This window comes from Pseudoclavibacter sp. 8L (assembly GCF_902506465.1).
Lineage (GTDB): Bacteria > Actinomycetota > Actinomycetes > Actinomycetales > Microbacteriaceae > Pseudoclavibacter.
Map to the genome: position 1 here is coordinate 124,095 of NZ_LR733186.1, position 14,723 is coordinate 138,817.

The window sequence follows — 14,723 nt, forward strand, 5'->3', positions numbered from 1 at the left end:
TTGTGACCCGCCGTCGGCACTAGGCTGAGCATGGCTGCAATGCTGCTGCCGAAATCTCGTCGAGAGGATGATCGTGAAGAAGCTGATCAACGATCCGAAGGACGTTGTCAAGGAAGCGCTCGAGGGTATGGCGCTGGCCCACGCGGATATTCTCCGGGTGGCGCCGGAGCCCGCATTCCTCGTGCGAAACGATGCACCTGTGGAGGGCAAGGTCGGGATCGTCTCCGGCGGCGGCTCCGGGCACGAGCCAATGCACGGCGGGCTGGTCGGCTACGGGATGCTCGACGCTGCAGTGCCAGGGCCGGTCTTCACCTCCCCGACGCCTGACCCCATCCTCGAGGCCACGAAGGCCGTGGACGCCGGTCGGGGTGTGCTCCACATCGTCAAGAACTACACCGGCGACGTCCTGAACTTCGAGACGGCCTCCGACCTTGCGCTGGCTGAGGACATCGAGGTGCGGACGGTCCTCGTGGACGACGACGTCGCCGTGAAGGACTCGCTCTACACCGCCGGTCGGCGGGGGGTCGCTGGAACGGTGCTGGTGGAGAAGGTCGCCGGGGCAGCGGCAGAGCGCGGAGACGACCTCGACACCGTCGCAGAGCTCGCGACCAGGGTCAACGCGAACACGAGGTCCATGGGCGTCGCCCTCTCAGCCTGCACCGTGCCGCACGCTGGCGAGCCGAGCTTCGACCTCGCCGAGGATGAGATCGAGATCGGGATCGGCATTCACGGAGAGCCGGGCCGCGCGAGAATCGCGATCGAGCCTGCCGATGCGATTGTCGACCGTCTGCTCACCCCGATTCTCGAGGATCTGCCATTCGCCTCCGGCGATAACGTGCTGCTGTTTGTCAATGGAATGGGCGGCACCCCAGAAATCGAGCTCTACATCGTGTTCCGTCGCGCCGCGCAGGTGCTGAAGGAACACGGAATTACGGTAACCAGGCACCTCGTCGGGAACTTCACGACATCACTCGAGATGCAAGGCTGCTCGATCAGCGTTCTCAGACTCGACGACGAACTCACGGCATTGTGGGATGCACCGGTGCACACAGCGGCACTTCGGTGGGGAAGGTAGAACATGACACTCGACGGAAACTGGGCGAGGCGCTGGGTGGAGCTCTCCGCCACCTCGATGGCCGAGAACCGCACTGAGCTCATCCATCTGGATCGCAACATCGGCGATGGAGACCACGGGGAGAACATGGATCGCGGATTCCAGGCCGCGCTCGGGAAGCTCTCCTCGCTCGACGCGGATGCCACGCCAGCCGACGTGCTGAAGCTGCTCGCGACGACGCTGATCTCCACGGTCGGCGGAGCGGCCGGACCGCTGTACGGGACGGCTTTCCTGAAGGGTGCTGTAGCGCTCAAGGGCAAGCCCGAGCTGGAGCCCGGGGACGTGGCTGCCTTCGTCGAGGCGGCCTCGGCAGGGCTGCAGCAGCGTGGCAAGGCACAGCCGGGGGACAAGACCATGGTCGACGCCTGGGCTCCCGCCGCTTCCGCCGCGAGCAAGGCGGCCGCCGCTGGCGACGACGGCGTCGCGGTGCTCCGCGCCGCGGCGTTCGCGGCCGTAGAGGGTGCGGCCGCGACGGAGCCACTCGTCGCCAGGAAGGGCCGAGCGAGCTACCTGGGCGAACGAAGCGCCGGGCACCGAGATCCGGGCGCGCAGTCGACCGCCTACCTTCTTGGCGCGGCTGTCGAGGCGGCTTCATGACAGTCGGCATCGTCGTCGTGTCACACTCTGCCCGGATCGCGGAGGGCCTCGTCGAGCTTGCAGGACAGATGGCCGAGGACGTGACGATCGTCGCTGCTGGCGGCACCGAGGACGGCCGCATCGGCACGAGCTTCGAGCTGATCGAACGCGCCGTCGCGACAGCGCAGTCGGGAGAGGGAGTTGCCGTCTTCACCGACCTCGGCTCCGCTGTCCTCACCGCCGAGACGGTGCTCGAGATGCTCGACGATGACGCCGGGGACGTGCGCCTGGTGGATGCGCCGCTCGTGGAAGGCACCGTCGCTGCCGCCGTCGCCGCGGCCGGAGGGGCTTCGCTGGAGGCCGTGTCGCAAGCGGGGGAGTCGGCCTGGCAGAGGGACGGCGGCGAGCAGGATGCGCCAGGAAACGGGGTGACGGCACCGTCGGCTGAGGACGAGGCCGCGGCTCCTCGCGTGAGCACCAAGGTCGAGATCGTCAACGAGCAGGGGCTCCACGCACGGCCAGCGGCCCAGCTGGTATCGGCGGCAGGGAAGTTCGATGCGCAGATCACGATCGGCGGGGCCGACGCGGAGAGCCTGCTCCGGATCATCTCCCTCGGGGCCTCGAAGGGGCAGGAGATCGAGGTCTCGGCAACGGGCGCGGAGGCCGAGCGGGCCGTATCCGAGATCGCGGCGCTCATCAGCTCCGGCTTCGGAGAAGCCTGATCTCCGTCGGAATGCAGGCTGAGGCGCCGCCGCGCCGGAGAGGTCTCCGCGCCGCGGTGTCTCAGCCTTCGGTAGAATCAACGCGAGGCGGCGGGACACCCCGCCGCACGCGGCCACCAGGGAGCTCACCGTCATGACCGTCTTCATCATCATCGGAGCGATCGGCCTGGGGCTTCTGGTCTTCTCGCTCTTCTTCGGGGAAGTCCTCGACGTCGATGCTGGCGGGCTGCTCTCAGTTCCCGGCCTGGCCGTCGCGCTCGTCGTCTTCGGCGCCTCGGGCGCCATCACCGACAGCATGGGCCTGCCGCAGTTCTGGGCCTACATCGTCGCGATCGTCATCGGCCTCATCGCCTACGTCGGTTCGTCGCTGCTCGTGCGCAACCTGTCGAGAAGCAGCGACGGCGTGCCCCGGGACGTCACGGGAGACACCGGCACGGCGATGTCCAAGATCACGATCTCAAGCGGAGAGGTCGCGCTCGATGGGTCCCACGAGATCGAGCGACGCCTCGCGTTCGCCGACGGTGAGATCGAGCAGGGCGCGCGCATCCGCGTCGTGCAGCACCTCGGTTCGCGCGTCAAAGTCGAACGCGAATACATCTGATCGGGAGACGCCCAGCTGGCCGACTCCCTGCGCCGTCGGGCGCCTCATGACCACAGCATGACCACCCACGACCTCCACGACAGGAAATCGACCATATGGACTTGATAACTGCCAACGTCACTGTGATCGGCGTCATCGCGATCATCATCGCGCTGCTCGCCCTCGGAGTGTTCATCGCGTCGCGCATCCGACGCGTCCCGCCGAACGAGGCGCTCATCATCGTCGGTCGCGGCGCCGGCCAGAAGGCGCAGAGCGACATGACGGGGCAGCGCGTCGTCATCGGCGGCCGCACCTTCGTGTGGCCCATCCTGCAGCAGGGCTTCGCCCTCTCGCTCGAGCAGCGTCAGATCGGCATCCAGGTCGAGGGTGTCGACAAGAACCGCATCAAGATCGCCATCAAGGCATCCATCAACTTCAAGGTGTCCGGCACCGAGGAAGGCGTTCGCCGCGCGGCCCAGCGCTTCCTCGACCAGCAGGAGGCCCTCACGGACATCATCCGCGAGTCGCTCGAGGGCTCGCTGCGCTCCATCGTCGGCGACATGACGATCGAGCAGATCATCTCCGACCGCAAGAGCCTCTCCGACCGAGTCGTGTCGGAGACGAAGGCCGACCTCATCGAGCAGGGCCTGCAGGTCGACCTCCTCAACATCTCCGACATCTCGACCCCCGGTAGCGACTACCTGCAGAACCTCGGCCGTTCCGAGTCCGCTCGTGCGCGCCAGGTCGCAGAGGTCAGCGAGGCTGAGGCCGCTCGGGTCTCCGAGTTCGCCAAGATCGAGGCATCCGAGCGCATCGCGGAACGTGAGAAGGAACTCCGACTGCGCCAGGCGTCGATCAAGGCCGAGACCGACCGAGCGAACGCCGAGGCCGAAGCGGCCGGTCAGTTCGCTCGCGCCGAGCAGGACCGGCTCGTCGCCCAGCAGGAGCGCGAGGCGCTCATCGAGCAGGCTCTCGTGACTCAGGAGCGACTCGACATCGAGATCCGCAAGCCCGCCGAGGCCGACGCCTACGCGAAGGTCCAGCAGGCCAACGCCATCCGCGACACCGAGAACGCGGCTACCGACGCCGAGGTCTACAAGCGCACACGCACGGCAGAGGCCAACAAGGTCGCCGCCGTCCAGGACGCCGAGGCCGCCGCCGCCGCCGTGCGGTACTCCGGTGAAGCCGACCGTGACCGCCAGATCGCGCTCGCAGCGGGTATCCGCGCCGAGGGTGACGCTCGCGCCGCTGCGATCCAGGCTGAGGGTCTCGCCGAGGCTGCCGCGACGGACGCCAAGGCGCAGGCGCTGCAGAAGTACGGCGAGGCTGCCATCGCGCAGGAGATCATCTCCCGCCTCCCGGAGATCGTCCGCGCCGCGGCCGACCCGATCAGCAACATCGAGAAGCTCACCGTCATCTCGACGGACGGCGCCAGTGCCGTCACGAAGACGGTCGGCTCCGTGCTGGGCGAGGGCACCGAGGTGCTCAAGACCCTCACGGGCATCGACCTGCAGCAGCTGGTCGGCTCGTTCTCCAAGCAGGGCGGCATGAACCCGACCGGCGCGACGAGCGATACGACTCCCGGGGTCTGACCGACCGCGAGACACGCAGCACCGTTCCCGAGACGGGGCGGCCCCACCGGGCCGCCCCGTCTCGTCGTCTGCGGCGGCTACACTGACCCGCGTGAGCGCCGCCCCCCTCGAAGATTCCCCGTCGATCTCCCTCGCCGCGTTCCGGCCCAGTCAGCGCGAGGTGCTCAGCCGACTCGTCCCGACGCTCGTGGCTGTTGGCCTCGTCATGTTCTTCGGCTATGCGCTGCTCACCGAGGTCGGTCGAGTGCAGCTCGATCAGCGCGGCTTCCTGCCGCTGCTCCTCGGCTGGCTGGCGATGCTCCTGCTGTGCATCCTCGGTGCAGTCGCGGCGCTCGCCGCTGAGCGGGGAGTGTCGACCGGGCTGCGTTCGTACACGCGCCGGCGGGTGCTGCCGCTCGCGATCGGCCATTCGATCCTCGCCGCAGCCGGTGCGACATTCTGCAGCTTCTGGATTTCCGGCGGCGCTTACGACCTGCTCACGGTCATGACGTGCACCTTCGTGCTCACGCTCCTGTTCACGGCGTCCGTGCTGGTGCCCGCATACCTGACCGGCTTCGCGGAGGCGGAGGCCGACCGCTCCTAGAGCAGCACCTGCGGGGAGATCTCAACCGTCTGCTCGGGGGGAAGCCCGAACTGCGCGGCCGGCGAAGAGGCTCCGCGGGACATGAGTACGAAGAGCTTGGCGCGCCACGTGGCCATGCCGCTGGCGTGGCCCGGCCGGAGGGCGATCCGAGACAGGAAGAAGATCGCGCTCTCGTTGTCGAACTGCGAGACGGTGCCCGCGAGGCGTGCGTCCCGGAGTGAGAGGGGAACGTCGCGGCGGTCGAGGAACCCGTACGTCAGGGTGATGTGCACGAGGCCCTCCGGGGCCGGCCCGATGTCGTCGATGGTGCAGCGCCGACGTTCCGGGATGTGGGGCACGTCCGCGGTCGCGACTCGGACGAGCAGCACGTGCTCGTGGAGCGCGTGGTTGACGCGCGTGTTGAGCCGAAGCGCCAGGGGAGCGGTGCGTGCCCCGCCGTGCGGGTAGACGGCCCACCCAGGCACGCGGGTCGGCTGGTCCAGGAGCAGGCGGCGCATGAGCTCCTGCAGTGTGCCCTCGAGGCGCTCCCGTCGTCCGGTGACGATCTCACGACCGCGTTTCCAGGTGAGCATGGTCAGGATGAGGGCGCCAGCCAGGACGAGCGGGAGCCAGCCACCGGCAAAGAACTTCACGAGTCCCGACACGAAGAAGGCGAGCTCGAGGACGACGATGGGGACCGTCACGATGAGGACTCGGTACCAGGGCCACTCCCACACGAGGCGGAGGTACACGATGAACAGCGAGGAGGTGAGCAGGAACGTGGTGGTGACCGCCAGGCCGTAGGCGGCCGCCAGGTTCTCCGAGTTTCGGAACCCGAGGACGACGCCGATGATCAGCACGAGCAGCAGCAGCGAGACGACCGGGATGTAGATCTGCCCGATGGACGCGCGGGACGTGTGCTTGACCGTGAGATTCGGGAGGAAGCCGAGCCGCATGGCCTGCCTCGCGACAGAGAAGGTGCCGGAGATGACGGACTGGGACGCGATGACCGTCGCGAGCGTCGCGAGGCCGATGAGGGGGAACACGGCCCAGGTTGGTGCCATCCGGAAGAACGGGTTGTCGATGGCCGACGGATCCTCGATGACGAGGGCGCCCTGCCCGAGGTAGCAGATCGTCAAAGCCGGGAAGACGACGAAGAGCCACGCCTTCGAGATGGGGGAGCGGCCGAAGTGGCCGAGGTCCGCGTAGAGCGCCTCCGCTCCGGTGACGGCCAGCACGACAGCGCCGAGGGCGACGCCCGCGATGAGCGGTTCGCCGATGATGAAGGCGATGGCGTGGTGCGGGGAGAAGGCCGCCAGGATCTCGGGATGCGCCAGGATGTGGGGGATGCCGAGGCACGCGAGGGTGATGAACCAGATCAGCATGATCGGCCCGAAGAGGCGACCGATACCACCCGTGCCGAAGCGCTGCAGCGCGAAGAGCCCGACGAGCACGGCCAGCGCGATGGGGACGACGAGCGCCTCGGTGCCGGGAAGCGCGATCTCCAGTCCCTCGACCGCGGAGAGCACAGAGACCGCCGGGGTGATGACGCTGTCCCCGAAGAACAGGGCGGCGCCGATGATGCCGACGAGGGTCGTCGCGGCCATGGCGCGCCGGGACCCGCGGAGTCGGCGCCCGATCAGGGTCGAGAGCGCAAGGATGCCGCCCTCGCCCTCGTGATCGGCCCTGAGCACGAAGAGAACGTACTTGACGGTCACGAGCAACGTCACGGCCCAGATGATGAGCGAGATGAGTCCGTACACGTGCGCGATGCTGGGCTGCACGACACCGTCATGCTCCGAGAACACCGCCCGCAGCGCGTACAGGGGGCTCGTGCCGATGTCGCCGAAGACGATGCCGATGGCGGCGACGCCGACCGCCGAGCGGGCGAGGAGGGTGCCGCTTGTGCGGTGGTGAGAGGCGGCGGCGGCCTCGGGTCGCGCAGTGCGCAGATCGTGCATGCGACCAATGTAGACCCGGTAGTCGAGCTTCCTGAGCCACTACTAGAATTCGTGGGTTCGGCATCGACCAGCATCGAGGGGGTTCCGGTGACCAGCAGGGCAATCCAGACCGAAGCGCAGCATCCACACGGCGATGAGACGGGCAACGACGGTCTCCGACGTGGGCTCAAGTCCCGCCACCTGCAGCTGCTCGCCATCGGCGGTGCGATCGGAACGGGGCTCTTCCTCGGCTCGGGGACGACGATCAGTCTCGCGGGTCCCTCCATCATCTTCGTGTACGCCATCGTCGGGTTCGCGCTCTTCTTCGTGATGCGCGCGCTGGGGGAGCTGCTGCTCTCCAACCTCGGATACAAGACCTTCGGGGATGTCGCTGCTGACCTCATCGGGCCCTGGGCCGGGTACGTGGTCGCCTGGACGTACTGGCTGGCGTGGGTCATCACGGTCATCGCCGACATCGTGGCGATCACCGGGTACGTGGCGTTCTTCAACGACGACATCCCTGCATGGGCACCGGCGATCGCGACGGCGATCGGCCTGCTCCTCCTGAACCTGCAGCCCGTGAAGGCGTTCGGCGAGACGGAGTTCTGGTTCGCGATCATCAAGGTCGTCGCGATCCTCGCTCTGATCGCCGTCGGCATCGTCCTGCTCGTGACCGGGTTCACGAGTGCGGACGGTGTGACGGCGTCCGTCTCCCACCTGTGGGATCAGGGCGGCATGTTCCCGTTCGGGATCAGCGGCTTCATCCTGGGGTTCCAGATGGGGGTCTTCGCCTTCGTCGGCATCGAACTCGTCGGAACGGCATCAGCCGAGGCTGAGGACCCGGAGAAGAACCTGCCGAAGGCCATCAACTCGGTGGTCGTTCGCATCCTCGTCTTCTACGTGGGGGCCCTGGTCATCATCATGTCAGTCACTCCGTGGAACCTGATCGAGCCCGGGGTGAGTCCCTTCACGTCCATGTTCGAACTCATCGGCTTCCCGGCCGCGGCGATCGTCGTGAACCTGGTCGTGCTGACGTCGGCGGCCTCGAGCGCCAATTCCGGCTTCTACTCGTCGACGCGGATGCTGTACGGCCTCGCGAAGGACGGTCAGGCCACCCGGCGGTTCGGGCTCCTGAATGCACGCGGCGTGCCGACGCAGGGCGTCTTCTTCACGACGGCGTTCCTGTTCGCGGCCCTCCCGGTGCTGGCTCTCGGTGACAACGTGATGGCCGCGTTCACCGTGGTGACCTCGGTGAGCTCGCTGAACTTCATCGCCACCTGGACGTTCATCCTGGTCAGCTACCTCATGTTCCGGAAGAAGCGTCCTGAGCTCCATGAGGCCTCGAAGTTCAAGATGCCGGGCGGACGCTTCATGCCCTGGGTCGTGCTGGCGTTCTTCGCCTTCATCCTGGTCGCGCTGTTCCTGGGGGAGGACACTCGTGCGGGCCTCATCGTCCTGCCCTTCTGGTTCCTCGGCCTCGGGCTGATGTGGCGGTTCGTGATCAGCAAGCGGGTCGCGCGCGCCAGAGCGGAGGAGCGCTCACCGTCTCAGTCGGAGAAGGCCTGACCACGCGCGCCGACGATGGACCTCAGCATCGAGCGGAGGATCCCGAAGAAGCCGAGGAGGCCGATCACGGCGCCGAGCAGGTTGAAGAGCTCCAGGCCAGGAGCCAGTGTCGGGCCGCCTCCCGCGACCACGAGCACGATCGCGAGGATCACCGCAGTCAGCGCGACCGCGGTGTCGATTCCCCGGCTCACCAGCCCGCCGAGCCAGCTGCGGTCCTGGCGGTCCGAGAACGGACTCACTCGCACGCTCAACTCGCCGTCCTCCAGCTTCGAGACGATCGTGTCGGTGCGGTTCGGCATTCGCGCCGCGTATGCGGCAGCGACGGCGGCCTTCGCCTGAGCCGTGCCGATGACCCGCTTGAGGGCGAGCAGCTGCTTCAGCAGCTCGGGCACGAACGGCAGCGCCCGCTGCACGAAGTCGAAGTCGGGCTCGATCACTCGCAGGCAGCCCTCGAGCGTCGCGAAACTGCGGAACGCGGACGCCAAGGTGGAGGGAAGCGCCAGGTGGTGCTTCCGGATGACGTCGAGCATCATCGTGAAGATCGATCCCTCTCCGCGCGGCCAGTGCTGGACCGAGGTGAGCGCTATCCCGATGTCGTGTCGGAACGCGTCGACGTCGAGGTCCTCCGGCGCATCCACGATGAGGAGGAGCGCATCTGCCGCTGACACGTCGTCGTCGCTCGCCGCGGAGAGGAGGAAGGCCGCAAGATGTTCGCGCTGACTTCGCTGGACGATCCCGATCGCCCCGAAGTCGATCAGGCCGAGCGAGCCGTCGTCACGGATGAACACGTTCCCTGGATGCAGATCCGCGTGGAAGACGCCGTAGACGAGGATCTGCTCGATAACTGTCTCCATGAGCGTCTGAGCGAGGTCATGGCGTGCTTCCGGGCCGAGCGCTCCGAGCCGCTCGTCAGCTGAGCTCAGCGGGCTGCCGTCCATGACATCCATCGTCAGCACCCTGCGGGTGCTTGCCGCGGCGTAGACGGAGGGGACAGCGATCTCCTGGAGTCTCGGCGACCCCGCGTGGATGTCGCGCATCGTGCTCTCGATCATGTGCACATTGCGGGCCTCGACCCGGTAGTCCAGCTCTTCAGCGAGCGTGGTCGTGAAGCCGGCAGCCATCGCGGAGAGACGCATCTCCCTGCCGAGTGCCGTATGAGTCTCCGCGCGGTCCGCGAGGCGCCCGATGATGTCGACGTCGGCCTCGACCTGCGCACGCGCGTCAGGTCGCTGGACCTTGACGACCACGGGTGTGCCGTCGACCAGGCGGGCGCGGTGCACCTGGGCGACGGAGGCCGCGGCCAGGGGAGTGGAGTCGATCTCCCCGAACACGGTGTCCAGCGGCACCCCGAGCTCGCTCTTGAGCACCGCTTCGATCTCGGGCCATGGCACGGTCGTGGCGTTCGACTGCAGCCGAGCGAGGGCGGACAGGTAGGGCTCTGGCACGAGGTCTCGCCTCGTCGAGAGCACCTGGCCGAGCTTCACGAAGGTGACGCCGGCGTTGTTGATCGTCGTGACCAGCGCATCCGCTCGCTGCTGAGCGGTCGTGCGCCCCTCGGTGGCAGTGCTCCGGCGTCCGTGCAGGAGCCACCCTGCGCCGTCGCGCGAGGCGATCGTGAGGATCTGCAGGTACCGCTTCGTGCGGCTCCTGCGGCGAATCGCGGAGCGCACGAGCTCGATCGGGTTGGGGAAGGCCCTGGTCGGGATCGTCGCCTCGAGGGCCACGAGGATCAGCACGCCAAGCGCGAAGATCCACGAGACGGCGAGGAGGACGACAACGACGACGACCGTGAAATTGGTCTCCCCGTCTTCGAGCTGGTCGACGCCCGTCTCCCGGATGATCCAGTTGCCGAACGGGATCGAGGCGATCACGACGAGCGCACCGACGATGATCGAGCGGATGTAGCCGATCGGCACACCGAGGACCCGGCGGGCGACGAGCCCAACCAGGATGGCGGCGAGGATGGCGACGGCGATCAGCAGGGCGTTGGCGAACACGGCGCTCCTCGTGGTGTGGGGTCCCGCCCAGGCTAGCGGCAAGGCCGATCGTCAGGCCACGCCAGGGGTCGAACCGTGCCTGTCCTGCCGCTCGGCCGCAAGCTGCAGCGCTCCGGCGGTGACTCCAGTCAGCGCAGGAAGGGGAGGTGGGGTGCGGCGTCCTCGGCGAATTGACGCAGGATGCGCCGCTGCGTCTCGGCCGGGTAATCGAAGGGGAGTGCGATGACCAGCTCGTCAGCCGCGTGGATGCCCGCATCGTCGATGAGCGCCTCGGCGATCTGCTCGCCTGATCCGTGCGCGACCCGGCCGAACTGGAAGGGCAGCGGCCCCTCGCCGACATTGGCTGCGCGCTCGGCGTCGCGCTCGAGCAGCCACTCCAGCTCAGCGCGTTCCGTCGTCGAATCAAAGGGCGCGATGGCGCGACTCACGGACGCGAAGGAGGGGGATGAGCGCACCTTGGCGTGCTCTTCGCGGTACGTGCGAATCGATTGGGCCTGGGTGTCCTCGAAGCCGAGCTCGCCGATTTCCGTGTTGAGCGTCGACAGCTGGAGCCGCAGCCCGCGCGTGCCGGTCTTCTTCGCACTGGTGCCGCCACCAGCGCCGTAGGCGACGCGGTCTCGCAGGCCCGGACTGTGCGGCTGCACGGTGAGCTCGGCACCCGCCTTGGCAAACGAGAGATCCGATTCGGCCGTCGCGACCGTGCGCCCCTCGAGCGCGACGAGGAAGCTCGAGAGTCGAGCGTCGACGAGCGCCCTGATGTCATCTCCCTCTATCTCGCCGAATGCCTGCGAGAACGTCGACTCCGTGGCCGCGTACCCAGAACTCAGCCCCAGCTCGAGCCGGCCCTCCGAGAGCAGATCGAGCGTCGCCGCGTCCTCGGCGAGCCGCACGGGCTGCTCGAATCGCAGGGGAGTGACGCTCGTTCCGATCCGGATTCGCGTCGCACGCTGCGAGACCGCCGCGAGGAACGTGAACGGCGAGGAGAGGTACGTCTCCAGGTGGCGGTGACGCACGTAGCCGGTGTCGTAGCCGAGGTCCTCCGCATACTCGAAGAGCTCGAGGCCTTCCTGGAGTCCGAGCGAGCGGTTCGAGGACACGCGCGTGTGCTCGACGAATGCCAGGAAGGAGAGGCGCTTGCGGGTGGTGGCTGCGGGGTGCGTGTCTGACTCGCTCATGATGCCCTCAGCATCCCGCTGGCGGGGGAGTTCGAATGGCGCCTGGGTCACGCGACGTAAAGACCGGTAAGACGACGAAAAGCCCGATCTCGTCCGACGGCCGCGCAAGAGCGTTCTCGCGTCTCATTCTTCGCGCAGCAGGCTCCGTGCTCGATCGATTCTGGCGTGATTCTCGATCGGCTCGGGCGAATCGCCCGGGGCGTCGACTCCGTCAGAGCTCGGTGAGCCGTACAGCGTCGCCGTCGAGACAGACCGGTACCGGATCGAGCGGGTGCGGGCCTGGCCGCAGGATGCTGTCGACGGCGGGGAGGAGGCGTGGCGCGGCGAACGAGGACAGACAGTCTGCTCGTAATGTCATAATGTGCATTATCGGATGTAGTGGAACCTGGGCTGGCCTGCGCCGGTTCTGCCTCGGTGATCAAGTAGGCTGTGAGTGCACGGTGAGTACTTCGCCGTGGCAGACTTCGTGGCCTGAGCCACATCGAGATCCTGGGAGCCGACACTCGTGAGCGTTCTGATTGCCATCGGTTGCATCATCATCTTCGGCGCCGGACTCTGGTGCTACGGCCTGGCGTTCCAGGTCGACGGCGACACGCTTCGCCTCCTGGTCTTCCTGGCTGGCATCCTGCTGAACTCGCTGGCACTCTTCATCCCGTGGCAGCTCGTGGGACAAAGCCGCAAGTAGCGACCGAAGCCTCCCGCGCGGTGTTCACCCCCAGCATCGACATCAGCGTTCGGATCAAAGCTCCAGCTGAGCTCATCTGGCAAGCGCTTGTCGATGAAGACCTGCGCGAGCTCTGGTGGGCCGATTCCGAGTTCAAGACCAAACGTGGCGCGAAGATCACGGCTCGGTCACTTCGACCCGGTAAGAAGAAACCCCGGATCACCACGGGAAACATTACCAAGATCGACGCCCCGGAGGAACTCCACTTCACGTGGAAGACGAAATCCGGCGATTTCGAGACCGATGTCGTTCTCATCGTTGTCCAGCAGAAGGACAAGAAGAGCAAGGTGAGAGTGCTCGAGCAGGGATTCCCCCGCGGTGACTATGCCGAGATCCACGTGGCCAAGTACCGCGATGGCTGGCGTGAGCACCTCCTCCAGCTCCAGGAGCTGTTCGAGGATGGACCAGGCCGGAAGCTCGCGACGAACTCGCTCAAGAACGCCTGACGTCCAGGTCGTCGACGCTCATCGGCGAGATCAGGAATGACCATGCCCGGACCAGATGGTCCGGGCATGGTCATTCGTGAAGGCAGGATCCCCGCGTCTAGGCTCCGGTTGCGAAGCCCGATGTGTCGCCGATGAGGCGGATGTTGTCAGCGGGAACCGGCTCGATGACGGCCTTCGTCACCTCGGCTGCGAACTCCTGCACGTTGTAGAGCTTGCCGGCTTCTTCGCGACGGGCGGCGATCGCGCCCGGGTTGAGGCGATCGAGCAGCGTGGCGGTGATCGTGCCCTCGATCATGTCGCCGGAGACGACGACGAACTCGATGCCACGCTCAGCGAGCTCCGGAACGCGCTCGAGGAGAGCATCCTCCCCTGCGCGCTTCGAGCTGGCGACTGCCTCGTACTCGGGCATCGTCGGCGTCGTGCGGATGAAGTGCGCCTGGTGGCTCGTGACGAAGACGACACGGCCCCCGTCGCGCATGAGCTCGAGGGCGCCCGTGAGCGTCTCGACCTGCGCGTCGCGGTTGAGCTTCAGCGCGTAGTCCTCGCCGAGGCCCGCCTCCATGCCGCCGGAGGCGTTGAGGACAAGCACGTCGAGGCCCCCATACTCGCGCTCGATGGTCGAGAAGAGCTCTTGGCGGCTCGCGGCGTCGGTGAGGTCGGCGCCGACGGCGATCGCGGTGCCGCCATCGGCCGAGATCGCGTCGACGAGCTTGACGGCCCGCGCTTCCTTGTTGCGGTAGTTCACGACGACCTTGGCGCCAGCCTGCGCGAGGAACTTGACGGTGTCCGCGCCGATGCCGCGGGAGGAACCCGTGACAAGCGCGCGCTTGCCCTCGAGTGCTCCGGCGGCCAGCGGGTTGAGAATCTGTTCAGCCATGTGCTCGATTCTATTGGGCGTGACGAGGGCCGGGCGCACTACCGTAGGACGCATGCAGCACCCGTACCTGGATGGCGCTCCCCCACGTGTCCTTGCCCACCGCGGGCTCGCGCTGCGGGCCACTGAGAACACCAGCGAAGCCTTCCGTGCCGCCCTCGACGTCGGCGCCACGCACATCGAGACGGATGCGCGAGCATCGAGCGACGGGCGCGCGGTGCTCTGGCACGACGCGACCCTCGAGGGCTTCGACGGGAGCGATCGCAGCCTCGCCGACTCCCCCATCGCCGAGCTCTCGCGGCTGACCTCGGCCGGGCGCACTCCTGGCGCACGGCTGCTGCCCCTCGATGAAGCACTCGACGCCTTCCCCCATGCTCGATTCAACATCGACGTGAAGTCAGCGGATGCGGTCGACGCCGTCGCTGCCGCCGTGCGACGGGCCAACGCGCAGCGACGAGTGCTCGTCACGTCCTTCTCAGCTCGTCGCCTGCAGCTGACCGCGAACCTCATTCCAGACGCAGCTCGCGGTGCCGCGAGCTCCGCCATCGCAGCTGCGCTCGTCGCAATGTCACTGCGGTCGCGAGGGATGCTCCATCGAGCGCTCCGGGGCGTCTCTGCGGTGCAGATTCCCGAGCGAGCCGCGCGCATCGACCTCCTCTCCCCCGCGAGGCTGCGAGCCTTCCACCGCCACGTCCCGGAAGTGCACGTCTGGACGATCAACGACCCGGCGAAGATGGCGGAGCTCCTCGACCGAGGCGTCGACGGTCTCGTGACGGATCGCGCGGATCTTGCCGTCGAGGTCGTTCGAAGCCGCAGGAATGTGTGAGTTTCGAAGGAAAAGAGGGAACGCGCGGG

15 protein-coding genes are annotated in these 14,723 nt (G+C 67.3%); 10 read left to right on the forward strand and 5 right to left on the reverse strand.

Annotation, left to right across the window (positions count from 1 at the left end; translation table 11 throughout):
• The first annotated feature begins 73 nt into the window (after positions 1-73).
• The 6 genes from dhaK to GV007_RS07290 all read left to right on the forward strand — a co-directional run bounded on the left by dhaK (position 74) and on the right by GV007_RS07290 (position 5,167).
• On the forward strand, positions 74-1,075 hold the full coding sequence (dhaK, locus tag GV007_RS07265; protein WP_104331378.1) for a dihydroxyacetone kinase subunit DhaK: 1,002 nt from the start codon (positions 74-76) through the stop codon (positions 1,073-1,075).
• A gap of 3 nt (positions 1,076-1,078) precedes the next feature.
• The gene (gene dhaL, locus GV007_RS07270; RefSeq protein WP_160071702.1) at positions 1,079-1,711 is read left to right on the forward strand and encodes a dihydroxyacetone kinase subunit DhaL; all 633 of its coding nucleotides are present in this window, start codon (positions 1,079-1,081) and stop codon (positions 1,709-1,711) included.
• Positions 1,708-2,412, forward strand: a complete 705-nt coding sequence (dhaM, locus tag GV007_RS07275) for a dihydroxyacetone kinase phosphoryl donor subunit DhaM (RefSeq protein WP_160071703.1) — start codon at positions 1,708-1,710, stop codon at positions 2,410-2,412. The genes dhaL and dhaM overlap by 4 nt, the downstream gene beginning before the upstream one ends.
• Before the next feature lie 133 nt (positions 2,413-2,545).
• Positions 2,546-3,013: an NfeD family protein gene (locus GV007_RS07280; RefSeq protein ID WP_160071704.1), complete on the forward strand. Its 468-nt coding sequence runs from the start codon at positions 2,546-2,548 to the stop codon at positions 3,011-3,013.
• A 95-nt stretch (positions 3,014-3,108) separates the two neighbouring features.
• A complete protein-coding gene (locus GV007_RS07285) occupies positions 3,109-4,584 on the forward strand; it encodes a flotillin family protein (protein ID WP_104241170.1) in 1,476 nt (491 codons plus the stop codon).
• Positions 4,585-4,675: 91 nt separating this feature from the next.
• Positions 4,676-5,167 carry a hypothetical protein gene (locus GV007_RS07290; protein WP_160071705.1) on the forward strand — a complete coding sequence of 164 codons (492 nt, stop codon included), beginning with the start codon at positions 4,676-4,678 and terminating at the stop codon, positions 5,165-5,167.
• Here the strand turns inward: GV007_RS07290 and GV007_RS07295 are convergent.
• Positions 5,164-7,107 (reverse strand): potassium transporter Kup, encoded by a 1,944-nt coding sequence (locus GV007_RS07295; protein WP_160071706.1) that lies wholly within the window; start codon positions 7,105-7,107, stop codon positions 5,164-5,166. The two genes, GV007_RS07290 and GV007_RS07295, sit on opposite strands and share 4 nt — an antisense overlap.
• A gap of 87 nt (positions 7,108-7,194) precedes the next feature.
• Between GV007_RS07295 and GV007_RS07300 the strand changes: the two genes are divergently transcribed.
• The gene (locus tag GV007_RS07300) at positions 7,195-8,652 is read left to right on the forward strand and encodes an amino acid permease (protein ID WP_194677313.1); all 1,458 of its coding nucleotides are present in this window, start codon (positions 7,195-7,197) and stop codon (positions 8,650-8,652) included.
• Here the strand turns inward: GV007_RS07300 and GV007_RS07305 are convergent.
• The 3 genes from GV007_RS07305 to GV007_RS07315 form a co-directional block, all read right to left on the reverse strand.
• On the reverse strand, positions 8,634-10,649 hold the full coding sequence (locus GV007_RS07305) for an ABC1 kinase family protein (RefSeq protein WP_160071708.1): 2,016 nt from the start codon (positions 10,647-10,649) through the stop codon (positions 8,634-8,636). The genes GV007_RS07300 and GV007_RS07305 overlap by 19 nt on opposite strands.
• Positions 10,650-10,777: 128 nt before the next feature.
• The gene (locus GV007_RS07310) at positions 10,778-11,824 is read right to left on the reverse strand and encodes an LLM class flavin-dependent oxidoreductase (RefSeq protein ID WP_160071709.1); all 1,047 of its coding nucleotides are present in this window, start codon (positions 11,822-11,824) and stop codon (positions 10,778-10,780) included.
• 211 nt (positions 11,825-12,035) lie between these two features.
• Positions 12,036-12,182, reverse strand: a complete 147-nt coding sequence (locus GV007_RS07315) for a hypothetical protein (RefSeq protein ID WP_160071710.1) — start codon at positions 12,180-12,182, stop codon at positions 12,036-12,038.
• A 147-nt stretch (positions 12,183-12,329) separates the two neighbouring features.
• Here GV007_RS07315 and GV007_RS07320 point away from each other — a divergent pair, with 147 nt between their 5' ends.
• Complete coding sequence (locus GV007_RS07320) at positions 12,330-12,509, forward strand: hypothetical protein (RefSeq protein WP_160071711.1); 180 nt, start codon at positions 12,330-12,332, stop codon at positions 12,507-12,509.
• 20 nt (positions 12,510-12,529) lie between these two features.
• The gene (locus tag GV007_RS07325) at positions 12,530-12,994 is read left to right on the forward strand and encodes an SRPBCC family protein (RefSeq protein ID WP_160071712.1); all 465 of its coding nucleotides are present in this window, start codon (positions 12,530-12,532) and stop codon (positions 12,992-12,994) included.
• A gap of 97 nt (positions 12,995-13,091) precedes the next feature.
• Here GV007_RS07325 and GV007_RS07330 read toward each other — a convergent pair whose 3' ends face one another.
• Positions 13,092-13,871, reverse strand: coding sequence for an SDR family oxidoreductase (locus tag GV007_RS07330; protein WP_201297635.1), 780 nt, complete (start codon positions 13,869-13,871; stop codon positions 13,092-13,094).
• A 52-nt stretch (positions 13,872-13,923) separates the two neighbouring features.
• Between GV007_RS07330 and GV007_RS07335 the strand changes: the two genes are divergently transcribed.
• Entirely contained in the window at positions 13,924-14,694 is a 771-nt protein-coding gene (locus tag GV007_RS07335; protein WP_160071713.1) for a glycerophosphodiester phosphodiesterase family protein, read from the forward strand.
• Positions 14,695-14,723 lie beyond the last annotated feature (29 nt).

Bases quoted from the DNA above. Each gene is read 5' to 3' on its own strand.
- dhaL (WP_160071702.1), top strand. From the start codon at position 1,079: ATGACACTCGACGGAAACTGGGCGAGGCGCTGGGTGGAGCTCTCCGCC.
- dhaM (WP_160071703.1), top strand. From the start codon at position 1,708: ATGACAGTCGGCATCGTCGTCGTGTCACACTCTGCCCGGATCGCGGAG.
- GV007_RS07280 (WP_160071704.1), top strand. From the start codon at position 2,546: ATGACCGTCTTCATCATCATCGGAGCGATCGGCCTGGGGCTTCTGGTC.
- GV007_RS07285 (WP_104241170.1), top strand. From the start codon at position 3,109: ATGGACTTGATAACTGCCAACGTCACTGTGATCGGCGTCATCGCGATC.
- GV007_RS07295 (WP_160071706.1), bottom strand. From the start codon at position 7,107: ATGCACGATCTGCGCACTGCGCGACCCGAGGCCGCCGCCGCCTCTCAC.
- GV007_RS07310 (WP_160071709.1), bottom strand. From the start codon at position 11,824: ATGAGCGAGTCAGACACGCACCCCGCAGCCACCACCCGCAAGCGCCTC.
- GV007_RS07315 (WP_160071710.1), bottom strand. From the start codon at position 12,182: ATGACATTACGAGCAGACTGTCTGTCCTCGTTCGCCGCGCCACGCCTC.
- GV007_RS07330 (WP_201297635.1), bottom strand. From the start codon at position 13,871: ATGGCTGAACAGATTCTCAACCCGCTGGCCGCCGGAGCACTCGAGGGC.
- GV007_RS07335 (WP_160071713.1), top strand. From the start codon at position 13,924: ATGCAGCACCCGTACCTGGATGGCGCTCCCCCACGTGTCCTTGCCCAC.